Annotated in this window: 19 protein-coding genes; 10 read left to right on the top strand and 9 right to left on the bottom strand. The window is 65.8% G+C overall.

Annotated features, from left to right (window positions below; translation table 11 throughout):
* The first annotated feature begins 305 nt into the window (after nucleotides 1-305).
* Genes cpaB through QY049_RS24130 form a run of 4 tightly spaced genes read left to right on the top strand, consistent with a single transcriptional unit; the run spans nucleotide 306 to nucleotide 4727 of the window.
* Nucleotides 306-1127: a Flp pilus assembly protein CpaB gene (cpaB, locus tag QY049_RS24145; RefSeq protein WP_194478767.1), complete on the top strand. Its 822-nt coding sequence runs from the start codon at nucleotides 306-308 to the stop codon at nucleotides 1125-1127.
* A gap of 10 nt (nucleotides 1128-1137) precedes the next feature.
* Nucleotides 1138-2655, top strand: a complete 1518-nt coding sequence (locus QY049_RS24140) for a type II and III secretion system protein family protein (protein ID WP_194478768.1) — start codon at nucleotides 1138-1140, stop codon at nucleotides 2653-2655.
* 51 nt (nucleotides 2656-2706) lie between these two features.
* Nucleotides 2707-3441 (top strand): CpaD family pilus assembly protein, encoded by a 735-nt coding sequence (locus QY049_RS24135; RefSeq protein WP_194478769.1) that lies wholly within the window; start codon nucleotides 2707-2709, stop codon nucleotides 3439-3441.
* Complete coding sequence (locus QY049_RS24130) at nucleotides 3438-4727, top strand: AAA family ATPase (protein WP_258764434.1); 1290 nt, start codon at nucleotides 3438-3440, stop codon at nucleotides 4725-4727. The genes QY049_RS24135 and QY049_RS24130 overlap by 4 nt, the downstream gene beginning before the upstream one ends.
* Before the next feature lie 45 nt (nucleotides 4728-4772).
* Here QY049_RS24130 and QY049_RS24125 read toward each other — a convergent pair whose 3' ends face one another.
* Both QY049_RS24125 and QY049_RS24120 read right to left on the bottom strand, forming a co-directional pair.
* On the bottom strand, nucleotides 4773-5555 hold the full coding sequence (locus QY049_RS24125; protein WP_194478771.1) for a tetratricopeptide repeat protein: 783 nt from the start codon (nucleotides 5553-5555) through the stop codon (nucleotides 4773-4775).
* An 83-nt stretch (nucleotides 5556-5638) separates the two neighbouring features.
* Nucleotides 5639-5884, bottom strand: coding sequence for a PilZ domain-containing protein (locus QY049_RS24120; RefSeq protein WP_011083489.1), 246 nt, complete (start codon nucleotides 5882-5884; stop codon nucleotides 5639-5641).
* 227 nt (nucleotides 5885-6111) lie between these two features.
* On the opposite strand from QY049_RS24120, the gene QY049_RS24115 reads away from it, so the two are divergent.
* The 3 genes from QY049_RS24115 to QY049_RS24105 all read left to right on the top strand — a co-directional run bounded on the left by QY049_RS24115 (nucleotide 6112) and on the right by QY049_RS24105 (nucleotide 10580).
* Nucleotides 6112-7650, top strand: coding sequence for a YifB family Mg chelatase-like AAA ATPase (locus QY049_RS24115; RefSeq protein ID WP_301269976.1), 1539 nt, complete (start codon nucleotides 6112-6114; stop codon nucleotides 7648-7650).
* 109 nt (nucleotides 7651-7759) lie between these two features.
* Nucleotides 7760-8230 (top strand): hypothetical protein, encoded by a 471-nt coding sequence (locus tag QY049_RS24110; protein WP_258764435.1) that lies wholly within the window; start codon nucleotides 7760-7762, stop codon nucleotides 8228-8230.
* Nucleotides 8231-8354: 124 nt separating this feature from the next.
* Nucleotides 8355-10580, top strand: a complete 2226-nt coding sequence (locus QY049_RS24105; RefSeq protein WP_258764436.1) for an ATP-binding protein — start codon at nucleotides 8355-8357, stop codon at nucleotides 10578-10580.
* Nucleotides 10581-10601: 21 nt separating this feature from the next.
* On the opposite strand, the gene coaA is transcribed toward QY049_RS24105, so the two are convergent.
* The 7 genes from coaA to hisB form a co-directional block, all read right to left on the bottom strand.
* Entirely contained in the window at nucleotides 10602-11558 is a 957-nt protein-coding gene (gene coaA, locus QY049_RS24100) for a type I pantothenate kinase (RefSeq protein WP_194478775.1), read from the bottom strand.
* A 28-nt stretch (nucleotides 11559-11586) separates the two neighbouring features.
* Entirely contained in the window at nucleotides 11587-11910 is a 324-nt protein-coding gene (locus tag QY049_RS24095; RefSeq protein WP_194478776.1) for a phosphoribosyl-ATP diphosphatase, read from the bottom strand.
* Between the two features lie 78 nt (nucleotides 11911-11988).
* Nucleotides 11989-12762 carry an imidazole glycerol phosphate synthase subunit HisF gene (gene hisF, locus QY049_RS24090; RefSeq protein WP_194478777.1) on the bottom strand — a complete coding sequence of 258 codons (774 nt, stop codon included), beginning with the start codon at nucleotides 12760-12762 and terminating at the stop codon, nucleotides 11989-11991.
* Nucleotides 12763-12765: 3 nt separating this feature from the next.
* Nucleotides 12766-13512, bottom strand: a complete 747-nt coding sequence (hisA, locus tag QY049_RS24085) for a 1-(5-phosphoribosyl)-5-[(5-phosphoribosylamino)methylideneamino]imidazole-4-carboxamide isomerase (protein ID WP_258764437.1) — start codon at nucleotides 13510-13512, stop codon at nucleotides 12766-12768.
* The gene (gene hisH, locus QY049_RS24080; RefSeq protein WP_258764438.1) at nucleotides 13500-14150 is read right to left on the bottom strand and encodes an imidazole glycerol phosphate synthase subunit HisH; all 651 of its coding nucleotides are present in this window, start codon (nucleotides 14148-14150) and stop codon (nucleotides 13500-13502) included. Before hisH ends, hisA begins: the two co-directional genes overlap by 13 nt.
* Nucleotides 14147-14677 carry a DUF2628 domain-containing protein gene (locus tag QY049_RS24075; RefSeq protein WP_258764439.1) on the bottom strand — a complete coding sequence of 177 codons (531 nt, stop codon included), beginning with the start codon at nucleotides 14675-14677 and terminating at the stop codon, nucleotides 14147-14149. Before QY049_RS24075 ends, hisH begins: the two co-directional genes overlap by 4 nt.
* A 68-nt stretch (nucleotides 14678-14745) precedes the next feature.
* Nucleotides 14746-15339: an imidazoleglycerol-phosphate dehydratase HisB gene (hisB, locus tag QY049_RS24070; RefSeq protein ID WP_258764440.1), complete on the bottom strand. Its 594-nt coding sequence runs from the start codon at nucleotides 15337-15339 to the stop codon at nucleotides 14746-14748.
* Between the two features lie 253 nt (nucleotides 15340-15592).
* On the opposite strand from hisB, the gene hslV reads away from it, so the two are divergent.
* The 3 genes from hslV to hslU are packed head-to-tail and all read left to right on the top strand — an operon-like array spanning nucleotide 15593 to nucleotide 18125.
* Nucleotides 15593-16153, top strand: a complete 561-nt coding sequence (gene hslV, locus QY049_RS24065) for an ATP-dependent protease subunit HslV (protein WP_258764441.1) — start codon at nucleotides 15593-15595, stop codon at nucleotides 16151-16153.
* A 6-nt stretch (nucleotides 16154-16159) separates the two neighbouring features.
* A complete protein-coding gene (locus QY049_RS24060) occupies nucleotides 16160-16768 on the top strand; it encodes a DUF2585 domain-containing protein (RefSeq protein ID WP_258764442.1) in 609 nt (202 codons plus the stop codon).
* A gap of 52 nt (nucleotides 16769-16820) precedes the next feature.
* On the top strand, nucleotides 16821-18125 hold the full coding sequence (hslU, locus tag QY049_RS24055) for an ATP-dependent protease ATPase subunit HslU (protein ID WP_194478782.1): 1305 nt from the start codon (nucleotides 16821-16823) through the stop codon (nucleotides 18123-18125).
* Nucleotides 18126-18148: the final 23 nt, after the last annotated feature.

Genomic DNA, 18148 nt, shown 5'->3' with positions numbered 1-18148 from the left:
TCACATCCGAGGAATGCGCCAACTACCTGAAAAACTCAGGCTATCGAACTTAATGCCATCATGCTTTAACCACCCGTTCACCATGACGCCCTGCGTTCTCATCCGAATGCGGGCGCGCACCCGCGTGTTTCTACGGGGGCCGGCGCCGCTCGAATAACGCGGCGTTCACCATCTGCCCAAAACGCACACAGTCACGGGGCATCACACTCGCCCTCGCAACACCCCTTATACTTTTACTCCCTACTCATCGATGCGGGGGAACCCGCCACGTGCGGTTCGAGTGCCCCGCGTAAGAGTAGAAGCGTATGAATACCGCACGCATTGTCGTTCTCGTCATCGCGCTCGGCGCCGGCGGCGTCGCTGCGTATCTGGCGAGCCACTACGACAACAAGCCAGCGCCCGTTCTCCCGGTTGCCGAGAAGCTGCCGACGGTCGAGGTGCTCGTCGCCAAATCCGACATCCAGCTCGGCCAGGCCGTGAAAGCCGAGGATCTGCAATGGCAGACCTGGCCGCAGGCGACCGCCAGCAGCGCCTTCATCCGCCGCGACAACCGGCCCGACGCGCAGACCCAGATCGCCGGCTCGATCGCGCGCGTGCCGCTGATGCAGGGCGAACCGATCCGCGAGCAGAAGCTGGTGAAAGCCGATGGCTCCGGCTTCATGGCCGCGATCCTGCCGACCGGCATGCGGGCCGTGTCCACCGAGATTTCAGCCGAGACCGCCGCCGGCGGCTTCATCCTGCCGAACGACCACGTCGACATCGTGCTGACGCGCCGCCTGAAGAACCCCGACGGCGCCAACACCAACGGGCAGACCGGCGGCAATGACCTGATCCTGTCGGAGGTCATCCTCACCAACATCCGCGTGCTCGCGATCGACCAGGCACCGAAGGAAAAGGACGGCCAGAGCTCCCTGCTCGGCAAGACCGTCACCCTCGAGCTGCGGCCCGACCAGGTCGCCGCGCTCTCGGCCGCGCGCCAGGGCGGCACGCTCACACTCGCACTGCGCAGCATCACCGATGCCAACGCCGCCGACGGCTCGCCCGAGGACCAGGCGCTGAAGCGTCCGGGCGGCATCAGCGTCATCCGCTACGGCGTGCAGGCACGACAACTGACGTCACAGAAGTGATGGGGACAGCATGAAGTATGGGGACTATCGGACGGGCCTGCGCATTCGGGGGAAGCGCGCCGGCTCGTTCTGGGCAGGGGCAATGCTGATGCTGGGGCTGATGGCAGCCCCCGATGTCGTCCGCGCCGCGGATGCGCCGGTCGGCGACCAGGCGCCGATGCAGGCACCGGACCTCGGCGTGGCGCCGGTCGCGTCCATCGCGCCCGCCAGGACGCGCTCGCTGTCGCTCGGCGTCGGCAAATCGGTCGTGATCGACCTGCCGCGCGAGGTCAAGGACGTGCTGGTGGCCGACCCCAAGATCGCCAATGCAGTGATCCGCTCGTCGCAGCGCGCCTATATCATCGGCGCCCAGGTCGGCCAGACCAACGTGGTGTTCTTCACCGCCGACGGCCAGCAGGTCGCCTCCTACGACATCGCGGTGAAGCGTGACCTCAACGGCATGCGCGCGGCACTGCGCCAGTCGCTGCCGGGCGTGCAGATCGAGGGCGTCGGCGACAGCGTGATGCTGACCGGCTCGGTGTCGAGCCCGGTCGAGGCCCAGCAGGCCGGCGACGTCGCCGCCAAGCTGGTCGGCAGCCCGGACAAGGTCGTCAACAACATCGTCGTGCGCGGCCGCGACCAGGTGATGCTGAAGGTCGTCGTCGGCGAAGTCCGCCGCGACATCGTCAAGCAGCTCGGCGTCGACCTCAGCGCCAGCCTGAATGCCGGCACCGCGGTGGTGAACTTCAACAATTCCAACCCGTTCACCGTTTCGGGCGGACCGCTGGTCAGCGGCAACGGGCTCGGCGTGAGCGGTCTCACCAAGGGCGTCGCCACCGTCACCGCCACCATGCGCGCGATGGAAAGCGCGGGCGTGATGCGGACGCTGGCCGAGCCGAGCCTGACGGCGATCTCGGGTGAATCCGCGACCTTCGTCGCCGGTGGCGAGTTCCCGATTCCGGCGGGCTATTCCTGTGATCCGACCACGCATGTCTGCACCACCCAGATCACCTACAAGAAGTTCGGTATCTCGCTGAACTTCACGCCGGTCGTGCTCAGCGAGGGCCGCATCAGCCTGCGCGTGATGACCGAAGTCTCGGAGCTGTCGAGCCAGAACGCCATCACGGTGTCGCAGGCACTGTCCTCGAACACCACGAACTCGATCACCATCCCCTCGGTCCAGACCCGCCGCGCCGAGACCACGCTCGAGATCCCCTCGGGCGGCTCGATGGCGATGGCCGGCCTGATCCAGCAACAGACCAAGCAGGCCATCAACGGCCTGCCGGGCCTCGACCAGGTGCCGATCCTCGGCTCGCTGTTCCGCAGCCAGGACTTCGTCAACAACGAGACCGAGCTGATGGTGATCGTGACCCCCTATGTCGTGCGCGCGGTCGCCCAGAAGGATTTGTCGCGCCCTGACGACGGCTTCGCACCGTCCTCGGATGCGCAATCGGCGCTGCTCGGCCGCATGAACCGCCTCTATGGCATCGCGCGCCGCGTCGATCCGATCGACGGCGACCGCGGCGATTTCGGCTTCATCATCGACTGACACGAACGGTTTGGGGACCGGGGCAAGACAGGGGCAGGAGGGGACCAGGCGATGACGAAGACATCGGATCGACGCCGCAATTTGCGCATCGCGCTCGCATTGACGGGGCTCTCCGTCATGCTGGGCGCGTGCAACACCACGGGTGACGTCGTCACCACCCAGACGGTGCCGACCGACTACCGTATGCGCCATCCGATCGCGGTGCAGGAAGGCAAGCGCTCGATCGTGATCTTCGTCGGCAAGGCGCGCGGCGGCCTCTCGCCCGCGCAAGCGGCGGACGTGATGGGCATCGCCCGGGACTGGCTGCGCGAAGGCACCGGCTCCGTCGTCGTCGACGTGCCCGTCGACACCGCCAATTCGCGCGCGGCGGCGGCGACCTATCGCGAGATCCGCGCCGTGCTCGGCAGCGGCGGCGTGCCCTCGCGCGTCATCGTCCAGCATTCCTATCGCCCCGAAGATCCCGGCCTGCTGCCGACCATTCGGCTGAGCTATTCCAAGATCACCGCGGTCGCCGGCCCCTGCGGGCTGTGGCCCGAGGACGTGGGCCCGTCGATCCTCGACCCCGGCTACAACGAGAACCGGCCCTACTTCAATCTCGGCTGCGCCACCCAGCGCAATCTTGCCGCGATGATCGACAACCCCGCCGACCTCGAGCAGCCGCGCGCCGAAACGCCGGCCTATACCGCGCGGCGCGATATCGCCTTCGACCGCTACCGCAAGGGCAATCCGACCACGACCACCTATCCCGAGGCTGACAAGGCCAAACTCAGCGAAACAGGCAAATGACGGGCATCGACGACGAAGGGGCGGACGATCCGCAACACCCCGAAGAGCACATTGCGCCGGTTCCGCGCATCTCGGTGCAGGCGTTTTGCGAGACCGAGCAGACGCTCGCCGCGGTGACCGCAGCCGGCCAGGACCGCCGTCTCGCCAAGGCGCATCTCACCGCGAAGAGCGGAGGTCTCGCTGCGGCGATCGAAGTCTATGACACGATGCCGACGCCGAACGTCATCGTGATCGAATCCGACGGCACGCGCGACATCCTCGAAGGGCTCGACGATCTCGCCGGCGTCTGCGATCCCGGCACGCGCGTGGTGGTGATCGGCAATCCCAACGACACCGCGCCCTATCGCGAGCTGGTGCGCCGCGGCGTCAACGACTACGTCGTCGGCCCGGTCGAGACCATCGACGTGGTGCGCTCGATCTGCAGCCTGTTCTCGGCCTCCGAAGCCATCATCACCGGCCGCATCATCGCGGTGGTCGGTGCCAAGGGCGGCGTCGGCGCGTCCACGGTCGCGCACAACGTGGCCTGGACCATCGCGCGCGACCTTTCGCTCGATTCCGTCGTGATCGATCTCGACCTCGCCTTCGGCACCGCCGGCCTCGACTACAACCAGGATCCGGCGCAGGGCATCGCCAATGCGGTGCTGTCGCCGGATAGGCCGGATACGGCGCTGATGGAGCGCCTGCTCGCCAAATGCACCGATCATCTCAGCCTGCTCGCTGCGCCTGCCACGCTCGATCGCGTCTATGATTTCGGCGCGGAGGCGTTCGATGCGATCTTCGACACGCTGCGCATGACCACGCCCTGCATCGTGCTCGACGTTCCGCATCAATGGTCGGCCTGGACCAAGCGGGCCCTCGTCAATGCCGACGACATCGTGATCGTGGCCGAGCCTGATCTCGCAAACCTGCGCAACACCAAGAACATGCTGTCGGTGCTCAAGGCGGCGCGGCCGAACGACCGTCCGCCGCTGTACTGCATCAACCAGGTCGGCATGCACAAGCGCGCCGAGATCGACGTCAAGTCCTTCGCCAAGACGATGGAGAGCCAGCCGTTGGCGGTGATCCCGTTCGATTCGAAGCTGTTCTCGGCGGCGGCCAACAACGGCCAGATGATCGCGGAGGTCTCCAAGAGCCACCGCACGAGCGAGCTGTTCCAGAGCATGGCCAACCGTCTCGCCGGGCGAGGCGAGGTGAAGAAGCCCAAGCGCTCGCTGCTCGGACCACTGCTGAAGAAACTCAAGGGCAGGGCCGGACGCGGCTCGGCGCCGCATCGCAAGGCGTCGTAAGCGCGGAAGCGTTCTTCAAACCAACACAACCGAAGCGGCGGAGATTTATTTCTCCGCGCGCTGCTGCTGTTTCTTGGACAGCAACTGGCGCAGCGCCGTGACCTTGGCCGCCGCCTGATCCGGCGGCAGGTCGGCCTTCACGATGGTCTCGGCCTCGGCCTGCTTGCCTTCCAGTCCCAGCACCAGCGCCAGATTGGCGCGCACGCGGGGATTGGCGGAATCGCGCTGATAGGCGCGGCGCATGGTTTCCTCGGCCCGCGGCAGATTGTTCTGGAGCATGTACGACAGGCCGAGATTGGACAGCACTGACGGCTCGTCCGGCACGATCTTCAGCGCGGTCGCATAATATTGTTGCGCCTCCTCGTTGCGGCCGAGCTGATCGAGCACGGCGCCCTGGGCCGAGAGGATATGCCAGTCGGGATCCTCGGGCGTATGCGCGCGGCTCAGCACGTCGAAGGCCTGCTGGAAATTGCCGTTGTCGGCGAGCGCGCGGCCGTAGCCGGCGAGCAGCGCCTTGTTGCTGGGATGGAGCAGCACGGCCTGCTCCATCACCGCGACCGCCTGCGCACGTTGGCCCATCTCGCGCAGCGCCCGGCCATATTGGAGAGCAATATCGGGATCGCTGGGCTTGGCGCGATAGCGCTCGCGCAAGCCGTCCATGTCGGGCCTGGCATCCGCGTTGGCCGCGGGGTCCGGCTTGCTGCTGACGCCGAGCGCGCCGGTCACGTCCTCCAGGCTCGTGGTCTGGCAGCCACCGAGGGCCAGCACCGCGAGCGCGGGAAGCAGGAATCTCGCCGGGAAAGAGGCAAGGGACGAACGCTTGGACATACTCTGATCACCGCCGGCGGACTGATCAGAGATGCTTTGCCGATTAACGCTAAAGTCCGGTTAAGGACGGGCCTCTGTTGGGCCTAGTCGGTAAATTCCGCACCGAATTCGCAACCGATGCGCCAGCGCAGGCGGCACTGACGGGAATAATCGGGCGCAAAGATGATGGTGAATTGCGGCGGCACTTCCAGAAACTCGGCCACGACCTTCACGCCCCCGTCCGAGATATCCGTGATGGTGCAGTCCCGCGGCAGCGATCCCGCGCCAAAATGAATCTTGGCAAGCCGGCTGCACACCCGTCGTTCGCTTCTGCGGCGATTTGCAAGCATTTGAATTCTTCACCCGTTAGATCACGGCCCATCCCGCAGGCTCAGGAGTAGCGGACATTCGTTGGAATGTGCTGAGGAGAGCCGCTCGCATTCGAGGCGTAGTCGACGCTTAATGTCGTCGTCCGGTTTACCTGTCGTTAGGGCTTGCGGCGCCATCTCCCGTGTTCCCGTATTGTTCTTGCCAGAGCCGCCCGGCTCTGCTACCCCTAATTGTGCAAGAGGGCAGCATGGTTCAGCGGGTTTCGACAGTCGCCTTTGAGGGGATCGAGGCCCGTGCGGTCGACGTGCAGGTGCAGGTCGCCCCCGGCCTGCCCGCCTTCGCCATCGTCGGCCTTCCGGACAAGGCGGTATCGGAGGCGCGCGAGCGGGTTCGCTCGGCGCTGATCGCCTCGGGCCTGGCCCTGCCGGCGCGGCGAATCACCGTCAATCTCGCGCCCGCCGACGTCCCGAAGGAAGGCAGCCATTACGACCTGCCGATCGCGCTCGGGCTGATGGCGGCGATCGGCGCGATCCCGCCGGACGCGCTGACCGGCTTCACCGTGCTCGGCGAGCTCGGCCTCGACGGCTCGATCGCGGCGGTGGCCGGCGTCCTGCCAGCCGCCTTCGGCGCCAATCTTCGCGAGGAAGGCTTGATCTGCCCGGCCTCTTGCGGCTCGGAAGCGGCGTGGGCGAGCCCGGACATCCAGATCATCGCCTCAAGCTCACTCATCCAGATCGCCAATCACTTCAAGGGCACGCAGGTGCTTTCGCGACCGGTGCCGAAGGTGCATGAGGCCGCCACCTCGCTGCTCGATTTGCGCGACATCAAGGGCCAGGAGAGCGCCAAGCGGGCGCTGGAGATCGCGGCCGCGGGAGGACATCATCTCTTGATGATCGGCGCGCCCGGTGCCGGCAAATCGATGCTGGCGGCGCGGCTGCCTTCAATCCTGCCGCCGCTGTCGCCGGGCGAATTGCTCGAGGTCTCGATGATCGCCTCCGTCGCCGGCGAGATCGAGGGCGGCGCACTGACGTCGCGGCGGCCGTTTCGTTCGCCACATCACTCCGCCAGCATGGCCGCGCTCACCGGCGGCGGCGCACGTGCCAAGCCCGGCGAGATCTCGCTGGCGCATCAGGGCGTGCTGTTCCTCGACGAGCTGCCCGAGTTCGATCCGCGCGTGCTGGATTCGCTGCGCCAGCCGCTGGAGAACGGCGAGGTCTCGGTGTCGCGCGCCAATCACCGCGTCACCTACCCTGCCCGCTTCATGCTGGTTGCGGCGATGAATCCCTGTCGCTGCGGCAACGCGTTCGAGCCCGGTTATGCCTGCAAGCGCGGCCGCGTCGACCGCTGCACCGGCGACTACCAGGCGCGCATCTCCGGCCCGCTGATGGACCGCATCGATCTGCGCATCGAGGTTCCCGCAGTCACAGCAGCCGATCTGATCCTGCCGCCGCCGGCAGAAGGCTCCGCGGAGGTCGCCGCGCGCGTGGCGGCCGCGCGCGACATCCAGCTCGCGCGCTACGTGGCTGCGGGCCTGCCGCAAATCCGCACCAATGCGGAGGCGCCGGCCGCGGCGCTGGAAGACATCGCCAGGCCCGACGCGCAGGGACAAAAGCTGCTGCGCGATGCCGCCGAGACCATGCGGTTGTCGGCGCGCGGCTATCACCGGGTGCTGCGGGTGGCGCGCACGCTCGCCGATCTCGATGGCGCCGAGAAAATCGGCCGGCTGCATCTCGCCGAAGCGCTGTCCTACCGCGCACTCGCGGAGGATGTACGCCAGCTGGCGTGATCATCCCACCCGTCAACCCTGCGGTAACGAGTTTCCTTTACGCTCTGCAAACCATAAGGCCCACAAGTTCCAGTCCGGCCTTTGGCGAGTTCTTGGCGAGTAGAGTGTCATGTTGCGTTTCAAGATCCTGGCCTCAGTGGTTCCCCTGTTGGCGGCTGCGGTGTTCGCCCGCAATGAGATCGGATCGGTCTCGCATCCCTGCATCGCCCTCGGCGACACCTCGGTCGAGCTGACATCCCTGTTCTGGAAAGCCGGCGTCCATGTCGCCTTCACCGACGATCTGTCGCGGGCCACGGTGCGGGTCCAGATCACCGACGATGCGAACGCCGCGGACTTCGCGGTCGTGGACGATGGCCTCGGCTCCGAGACCGAGTCCTGCCAGCCCAATCCGGCGACGCGCCTCGTCACGATTGCCGCGCAGCCGGTCGATGGCGGCCCGGTGATCTATCTATCCACCGACGGCCCGGCCGATTACCGCATCTATGTCCGCTCGAAGACGTTCTCGCAGCAGGAGGCCGCGGCCCTGATCGTCGGCGCTCATGGCGGCCACCCGCTGCCCCTCCAGGCCGCCTCGCTCTGAAACATTAAGATCTCGTCAACCCTGTTTCGAGGCCGCCCCAAAGCCTCAAGCTGTTCGCAAGGTCGGCAAGACATCGTCGCGCACGGCGGTGGCGGGTTTCGAACGAGAGTCGGGGTCGGTGGCAATGGGTCGGACGTTCCGGATCAAGGTGCGCATGCGCCGCTTCAGGCGACAGCACCCCAGGATTGCCTTCGCGATCCGCTCCTTCATGATCTTCTCTGCGACGTTCGGCGGCGCCTATGGTTTCGTCACCGGCAGCCGCTCGGAAAATTCCGGCTACGACCCCAACACCTTTGCGATCGGCGCGAGCTTCCTGTTCGCGTTGGCCTGCCTTGGCCTCGCCACGCTCAGCATGCGGCTGCGTTTCGTCAACAAGCGGATGAAGAAGCTCTCCGCGCACAACGAGGCGCTGATCGACCGCAATTGGGAGCTGAAGGAAGCCGAAGAGCGCGCCCGCAGCCTGTTCGAATCGCAGGGTGATCTGATCGTGCTGCGCGACCATCAGGGCCGCATCACCTTCGCCAACGACGCCTATTGCGCACTGGCCGGGCAGGCGCGCAGTGCGCTGGTCGGCACGCGGTTCGATTTCGACGTGCTGGAGCAGGGCGACAGCGCCCGCGAGAGCAACGGCACGCGCATTCACGACCAGAAGATCACCACCCCGCTCGGCGCGCGCTGGATCGCCTGGCGCGAAGGTTTCGTGCGGCTCGATGCCGGCCAACCGGCCGAACTGCAGAGCGTCGGGCGCGACGTCACCGACCGCACCGAGACCGAGCGCGCACTGTCCGATGCCCGCGACCAGGCCGACGCCGCCAACCGCGCCAAATCGCGGTTCCTCGCGATGGCCTCGCACGAGATCCGCACCCCGCTGAACGGCATCATCGGCATGGGCGGCCTCCTGCTCGACACCACGCTGACGCCGGAGCAGACCACGTATGCAAGGGCCGTGAAAACCTCGGGCGAAGCGCTGATGGCGCTGATCGAGGAGCTGCTCGACTACTCCAAGATCGAAGCCGGCAAGCTCGATCTCGACCAACGCCCCTTTGCGCTCTCGACCCTCATCGAGGAGGTCACCGAGCTGCTGGCGCCGCGCGCGCAGGCCAAGCAGCTCGAGATCGCGGCCTATGTCGACGAGCGGTTGCCCCTTGAAGTCACCGGCGATGCCGCGCGGCTGCGCCAGGTGCTGCTCAACCTCGCCGGCAACGCCATCAAGTTCACCGCATCGGGCGGCGTGGCGCTGATCGTCGAGCCCGGCATCTGGCCGAACGAGATCAGCTTCCTGGTCCGCGACACCGGCATCGGGATCGCGCCCGAAGCGCAGTCGCGCATCTTCCGCGAATTCGAGCAGGCCGACGACCGCGTCGCCCGCACCTATGGCGGCACGGGCCTTGGCCTCGCCATCAGCGAACGCATCGTCAAGCGCATGGGCGGCCGCATCACGCTGGAGAGTGCGCCCGGCAAGGGCTCGACCTTCGAGGTCGCAATTCCCTTCGCGCTCGCGCAGGGCGAGGCCGGGCAAACGACGTTCCCGAGTCCCGATCTCGCCGGCAAGTCGATCCTGCTGGTGGCCGAAGGCATCGAAGCATCTCTCATCGCACGGCGGCTGGAACGCTGGGGCGGCCAGACCTGCCTGGTCGCAGACGCGGCCGTCGCCGAAGCGTTGCTGCCGGAGCGCTCGTGGCATGCGGTGCTGCTCGATCGCGCGCTCGGCCCCGTCGTCACCGATCGCCTCGGCGCAGCCGCCCGCGCCCACGCGACGCAACGGCTCGTGCTGCTGACACCGAGCTCGCGCCATGAAAAGCTGTCGCCTGATTTCACCGGCTTCCTGGTCAAGCCGCTGCGTGCCGCCTCGCTCGCCGCGCGTCTCGCGCTGACGCCCGAAGTCGCCTCGCCCGATCTCGCACCCGAGCCTGTCGAGCCGGCTCACGGAAGAACGCCCGCGGGCGGCCTCTCGGTCCTCGTCGCAGAGGACAACGAGATCAACGCACTGCTGATGCGGTCGCTGCTCACCAAGCTCGGCCATCGCGTCGTCATCGCCGTACACGGCGAGGCCGCGCTGGAATCCTGGCTTTCGGCGAGCTCGGCCGGTACGCCCTATGACCTGGTTCTGATGGATATCCAGATGCCGCAGCTCGACGGCATCGAGGCGACCAAACGCATCCGCATCCACGAGGCCGCCACCGGCAGCCGGCACACGCCGATCCTCGCGCTGACCGCGAACACGCTGGTGGAAGATCGCTACGCCTGCTTCGACGCAGGCATGAACGGATTTCTGATCAAGCCGCTCGATCGCGAGAAGCTGGACGAGGCGCTGGCGGGACTGGCAGCGGCGCGGCAGTTGGCGGTGTAGCCCGCGCTCTCTCCTTGCGGCTTACAGCCTTCTGAGCGCCACGCTCTCCACCGCGTGATCCGCGCCCTTCTTCAGGATCAGCGTCGCGCGCGGCCGCGTCGGCAGGATGTTGTCCTCGAGATTGGCGAGGTTGGTGCGCTCCCAGATCGCGGTCGCCGTGGCGGTAGCCTCATCGTCCGACAGCAACGCGTAGCGGTTGAAGTAGGATTTTGGATTGGTGAACGCGGTGTCGCGCAGCGCCAGGAAGCGCTTGATGTACCAGCGCCGCAGCGCCTCTTCGTCGGCGTCGATATAAACCGAGAAGTCGAAGAAGTCGGAAACGACCGGCACCGCCTTGCCGTCACGCGGCAGCTTGCCGGTCTGCAAGACGTTGACGCCCTCGACGATCAAGATGTCGGGCTGGTCGACCTCTGCCCATTCGTTCGGCACGATGTCGTAGGTCAGATGCGAATAGACCGGCGAGCGCACATGGCGACGGCCCGACTTGATGTCGGACAGGAAGCTGAGCAGCAGCGGCAGGTCGTAGCTCTCCGGAAAGCCTTTCTTCTGCAAAATTCCTTGCTGCTCGAGCAGGGCCTTCGGGTAGAGAAAGCCGTCGGTGGTGATCAGCTCGACCTTCGGCCGCGGCGACCAGCGCGCCAGCAACGCTTGCAGCACGCGGGCCGTGGTGGATTTTCCGACCGCGACCGAGCCGGCGACGCCGATGATGTAGGGGACCTTGCGATCCCTGATGTTGAGGAACTGGCGCTCGGCGTAATACAGACGCTGCATCGCATCGACATAGATCGACAGCAGGCGCGACAGCGGCAGATAGATGTCCTCGACTTCCTTGAGGTCGAGGCGATCGTGCAGCGAGCGCAGCCGGTCGAACTCGCCCGGCTCCAGCGTCATCGGGGTATCGTCGCGCAGACGCGCCCACTCTTTGCGCGAATAGACGCGATATGGATTATACTGCTGCTCGGGTGCGCGGATATCCATGACGCCACCTTCTCCGTTGAGAGCCTGGCTAGTTGCTCTTGCGCGACGCTTTCTCTTCCAGTCCGGACATGTTCGTGCGCTTGTCGAGCGCCGCTTCGACCTCTTCCAGCTTTACGCCGCGGGCCTTGAGCAACACAAGGAAATGGTAGAGCAGGTCGGCACTCTCGGCGATCAGATGCGCGCGATCGTTTTCGACTGCTGCGATTACGGTTTCGACTGCTTCCTCTCCGAACTTCTTGGCGCAATGTTCGGCGCCCTTGTCGAGGAGCTTGCGGGTATAGGAGGCCTCGCCACCCGAGGCCGCGCGGGCATCGATGGTCTCGGCAAGGTCGTGGATGGTGAAACGCGGCATACGGAATACTCAGAAACACATCCGGCCAGACAGGCCGTTTCCCACCGGCCTGTGTAGCATTTTTATGAACGGGAGTCGTCAGGCATCCAGGCGCATCGGCAACCCGCGCCGGGCCATGTGCTCCTTGGCTTCGCGGATGGTGAATTCCCCGAAATGAAAGATCGAGGCGGCCAGCACGGCCGTGGCGTGCCCGTCGCGGATCCCGTCGACGAGGTGGTCGAGATTGCCGACGCCGCCCGAGGCGATCACGGGAACGGGAACGCTGTCGGCGATCGCCCGGGTCAGCGGGATGTCGAAACCCTGCCGCGTACCGTCGCGGTCCATCGAGGTGAGCAGAAGCTCGCCCGCGCCAAGCGAGACCACTTCCTGGGCATATTCGATGGCGTCGATGCCGGTCGAGTTGCGGCCGCCATGGGTGAAGATCTCCCAGCGGTCGCCGCCCGGGCGCTTGACCCGCTTGGCGTCGATCGCGACCACCACGCACTGCTCGCCGAATTTTTCAGCAGCTTCCTTGACGAACTCGCGGCGCGACACCGCGGCGCTGTTGATCGAGACCTTGTCCGCGCCGGCGCGCAGCAGCGTCTTGATGTCGTCCACCTTGCGCACGCCGCCGCCGACGGTGACGGGCATGAAACAGGCCTCGGCCGTGCGCCGGACCACGTCCAGCATGATGCCGCGGTTCTCGTGGGTCGCGGTGATGTCGAGGAAGGTCAGCTCGTCGGCACCAGCCGCGTCATAGGCGATCGCGGCCTCGACGGGATCGCCGGCATCCCTGAGATCGACGAAGTTGACGCCCTTGACGACGCGGCCGTCCTTGACGTCGAGGCAGGGGATCACGCGCACCTTGAACATCTGTCAGCTCCTGCGCGCGTCGCGGATCAAGGTGAGGGCGGCGGCGGGATCGAGCCGGCCGTCATAGAGCGCGCGGCCGGCAATCGCGCCGGCGAGCTTCTTCGCCCGCGGCGCCAGCATGGCTTTCACATCCTCGATCGAGGCGAGGCCGCCAGAGGCGATCACCGGAATGGAGATCGCGTCGGCAAGCGCGATGGTCGCATCCAGGTTCAGGCCCTTGAGAAGACCGTCGCGCGCGATGTCGGTGAAGATGATGGCGGCAACGCCGGCATCCTCGAAACGCTGTGCGATCTCCAGCACCGTGACCTGCGAAGTCTCGGCCCAGCCTTCGACCGCGACCTTGCCGTCGCGGGCGTCGAGGCCAACGGCGACGCGGCCGGGGAATTTTTTTGCCGCCGCCTTCACCAGTTCCGGATCGCGCACCGCCGCGGTGCCGATGATGACGCGGGTGATGCCCTTCTCGAGCCAGGCTTCGACGGTCGCGAGATCGCGAATGCCGCCGCCGAGCTGCACCGGGATCGGAATCGTCTTCAGCATCGCCTCGACGGCCCGCGCATTCACCGGTTTCCCGGCGAAGGCACCGTCGAGATCGACGACGTGGAGATATTCAAACCCCTGGGTGACGAAGCTTTGCGCCTGGGCGGCGGGATCGAGATTGAACACGGTCGCGCGCGCCATGTCGCCTTGCTCGAGGCGCACGCACTGGCCGTTCTTGAGGTCGATGGCAGGAAAGAGGATCACGGTTTCCATCGCAAAAAGTTCGAGATCAGGGCGAGGCCGAAGCGCTGGCTCTTCTCGGGGTGAAACTGCGTGCCGATGGCGGTGTCCTTGCCGACGATCGCGGTGACGGGCCCGCCGTAATCGGCGCGCGCGAGCACGTCCGCTTCATTGGCCGCGTTGAGGTGGTAGGAGTGCACGAAATAAGCGTGCTGACCCTTCGGCCCGAGCGGCAGCTTGTTGAGCACCGGATGCTCCTGCAGCAGCTCGAGCGTGTTCCAGCCCATGTGCGGGATCTTCAGGCCCTCGTCGCGCGGCGTGATCTTCTCGACGTCGCCGCCGATCCAATTCAAGCCTTCGGTGATGACATGCTCCTTGCCGCGGCTCGCCATCAACTGCATGCCGACGCAGATGCCGAAGAACGGCCGCGCCTTGACGCGCACGGCTTCGGTGATCGCCTCGACCATGCCGTTGACGGCGTCGAGACCGCGGCGGCAATCGGCGAAGGCGCCGACGCCCGGCAGCACCAGACGATCGGCCTCATAGGCCTGATCGGGATCGCTGGTGACGAAGACCTTTTGCGGATTCTCCAGGCTGCGCGCGGCGCGCTCAAAGGCTTTCGCGGCGGAATGCAGATTCCCGGAACCGTAATCGATGATGGCGACGCTCATCTTGACCCTCCCGGTTCTGGAAACAATCCAATGATGCCGCCAGCCGGAATCGGCGGCGGGTTCGAGAATGGCTGACCCGGCACGCTGCGGGTCGGCGGCGGGCCGCCACGATCGACGGCCCATTGATCGTTGACGATGCCACGCTGTGCCTTGCTCCAGCGCTCGAAGAAGCGCCGCTCGGCGGTGTCTTCGTCATCAGCGACGACGACGTCGAGCTGCCGCCAGCCGCCGCGCGACAACGTCCAGCGGCGCAGGCTCGAGGCCTCGAAACCCATCAGCAGCGCGACGATGACGTTGGCGAAAAAGATCGTGGTGCGGCCGAGGCCGAGACTGTGCAGGGCGGCATCGAACGCGGCGAGGAAGACGATCCAGCCGATCAGCGCCAGCCAAAGCCTGTTCCAGGCCAGCCAGACCGGGCCGAGCACCATCGCCCAGAAATGGAAGCTGTCGCGCACGAACACGAACTTGTCGGTCGCACGCAGATCGGCCCCGCCAGGGAAGGGAGCGTGAACTGTGTAGACAGGCATTTTCGATGCCCCGTTCTCGAGAATGAAGTCGAGGCCGCCGGCGGCGTCAGCCACCGAGACCGGAGATGTCAGCCGCCAAGCGAGCCCTTGGTGGACGGGATCTCGCCCGCCGCCTTGGGGTCGATCGCAACCGCGGTGCGCAGCGCCCGCGCCAGGCCCTTGAAGCAGGACTCGGCGATATGGTGGCTGTTATCGCCATATAGGGTCTCGACGTGGAGAGTCACGCCGGCGTTGATGGCGAAGGCCTGGAACCACTCGCGCACCAGCTCGGTGTCGAACTCACCGATCTTGTCGCGGGGAAAGTCGGCCTTGAACACCAGGAACGGGCGGCCCGAAATGTCGATGACCACGCGCGTTAGCGTCTCGTCCATGGGCATGTGCACGCCGGCATAGCGGGTGATGCCCGCCATGTTGCCGAGCGCCTGCTTGACCGCCTGGCCGAGCGCGATGCCGGTGTCTTCGGTGGTATGGTGATAATCAATGTGCAGGTCGCCCACCGCCTTGACCGTAAGGTCGATGCGGGAATGGCGGGCGAGGAGATCGAGCATATGGTCGAAAAAGCCGATGCCGGTCGCAATATTGGACACGCCGGTGCCATCGAGGTTCACGGAGACCTCGATGTCGGTTTCCTTGGTCTTGCGCTTGATCGTCGCGGTGCGCATTGAAAGCTGGCTTTCGCTTCTATTTGAGCATGATCCTTCTCGGAAAACCGGTACCCACTTTTCCGGGATCACGCTCGGGGCCGAAAACGCCAGTCTCTTAACAGCCAAATGACGCCTTCGCTACTGCGGGAACGGCTGGCCGGGCCTCTACTTCCGCCTATGGTGAGCGAATTTGGGTCCGGAACGGCCCGTTGGGTGCCGGTTGTCCCTTTGCCCCCGACGGCCTAAATCAGGCCGGACAACGAGGTATTTCATGCAGGATTCCCAGAACAGCTTGCCGGTCTGGCACGGCACTACGATTTTGACCGTCCGCAAAGGCGGCAAGGTGGTGATCGGCGGCGACGGCCAGGTCTCGATCGGTCAGACCGTGATCAAGTCCAATGCCAAAAAGGTCCGGAAACTCGGCAAGGGCGACGTGATCGGCGGCTTTGCCGGCGCCACCGCCGACGCCTTCACGCTCTTTGAGCGCCTCGAATCCAAACTCGAGCAGTATCCGGGGCAATTGACCCGGGCCGCGGTCGAGCTGGCCAAGGACTGGCGCACCGACCGCTACCTGCGACGGCTGGAGGCCATGATGATCGTGGCCGACAAGGACGTCTCCCTGGTGCTGACGGGCACCGGCGACGTGCTCGAGCCCGAGGCCGGCGTGATGGCGATCGGCTCCGGCGGCAATTACGCGCTGGCCGCGGCCCGCGCCCTTGTTGACACCGACAAGGACGCCGAGACCATCGTCCGCCGCTCCCTCGACATCGCCGCCGACATCTGCGTCTACACCAACCGCAACGTTACCATCGAAGCGCTGACGGCCGGCTAGAAGCGAATGACCTCGGCCCGCAGCGTCAGCCCGATCAAAACCGCGATACCGCCGCTCGCCTGGGCCGGCATCGCGCTGCTGCTGTTGGCGCTGCAGGCCTCGATCCTGTTTGCGATGGGGCGGGTGCCAATCTGCACCTGCGGCTACGTCAAGCTGTGGCACGGCGTGGTGAACAGCTCGGAGAACTCCCAGCACATCGCCGACTGGTACAGCTTCTCGCACGTGCTGCACGGCTTCCTGTTCTACGGACTGACGTGGCTGTTGTTCTCGCGACGCCTCGGCTGGCCTGCGCGCCTGATCATCGCAATGCTGATCGAGGGTGCCTGGGAGGTCGTCGAGAATTCGCCCGTGATCATCGAGCGCTACCGCGCCGGCACGATCTCGCTGGATTATTACGGCGACAGCATCGTCAACTCGGTCTCGGACACGCTGTTCATGGTGCTGGGCTTCCTCACCGCACGCGTGCTGCCAATCTCGGCCACCGTCGCGCTCGGGCTCGCCTTCGAGATCATGCTGGCGCTGCACATTCGCGACAATCTGACGCTCAACGTCCTGATGCTCGTCCATCCGATCGAAGCCGTGAAGCAATGGCAATCCGGTCCACCGATCATCTGACGGTCAAAAAAGCGGCTTGTCCCCGCCGGCTTCTAATCCTAGCTAAGGTGCCATGACAGACTTCTCTCCCCGCGAAATCGTTTCCGAACTCGACCGCTTCATCGTCGGCCAGGGTGACGCCAAGCGCGCCGTCTCGATCGCGCTGCGCAATCGCTGGCGCCGGCAGCAGCTCACCGGCTCGCTGCGCGAAGAGGTTCTGCCGAAGAACATCCTGATGATCGGCCCCACCGGCGTCGGCAAGACGGAGATCGCGCGGCGCCTGGCAAAACTTGCGAATGCGCCGTTCCTCAAGGTGGAGGCCACGAAATTCACCGAAGTCGGCTATGTCGGCCGCGACGTCGAGCAGATCGTGCGCGATCTCGTCGAGGTCGCGATCGCCCAGGTGCGCGAGCGCAAGCGCAAGGACGTACAGGCACGGGCCCAGCTCGCCGCCGAAGAGCGCGTGCTCGATGCGCTGGTCGGCGCCAATGCCAGCTCGGCGACGCGGGAATCCTTCCGCAAGAAGCTGCGCGCCGGCGAGCTCAACGACAAGGAAATCGAGATCGAGACACAGTCCTCGGGCGGCGGCATGCCGATGTTCGAAATCCCGGGCATGCCGGGCGCGCAGATGGGCGCGATCTCGATCGGCGACATCTTCGGCAAGATGGGCGGCCGCAGCAAGACGCGGCGCCTGACGGTGGAAGGCTCGCACGAGATCCTCGTCAACGAGGAGTCCGACAAGCTGCTGGACACCGACCAGCTGACGCTGGAGGCGATCAGCGCGGTCGAGAACAACGGCATCGTCTTCCTCGACGAGATCGACAAGATCTGCGCCCGGGACGGCCGCGTCGGCGGCGACGTCTCGCGTGAGGGCGTGCAGCGCGATCTCTTGCCGCTGATCGAGGGCACCACGGTCTCGACCAAGCACGGCGCGGTGAAGACCGACCACATCCTGTTCATTGCATCAGGCGCCTTCCATGTCGCAAAGCCGTCCGACCTGTTGCCGGAGTTGCAGGGCCGCCTGCCGATCCGTGTCGAATTGCAGGCGCTGACCCGCGACGACATGCGCCGCATCCTGACCGAGCCCGAGGCTTCGCTGATCAAGCAATATGTCGCGCTGCTGCAGACCGAGGGTGTCACGCTCGACATCACGGACAGTGCCATCGACGCGCTCGCCGACGTCGCGGTCGCCGTCAATTCGACGGTCGAGAACATCGGCGCCCGCCGGCTCCAGACCGTGATGGAGCGGGTGCTGGACGAGATCTCCTTCACCGCCCCCGACCGCAACGGCGAGACCGTCCGGGTCGATGCCGATTTCGTGCAGAAGCACGTCGGCGACCTCGCCAAGAACGCCGATCTGAGCCGGTTCATTTTGTAATTCCGGGCCAGTCCGCTATCTAT

It is taken from the genome of Bradyrhizobium sp. WYCCWR 13022 (assembly GCF_030435535.1).
Classification (GTDB): domain Bacteria; phylum Pseudomonadota; class Alphaproteobacteria; order Rhizobiales; family Xanthobacteraceae; genus Bradyrhizobium.
This window is presented reverse-complemented; position numbering and strand designations above follow the sequence as displayed.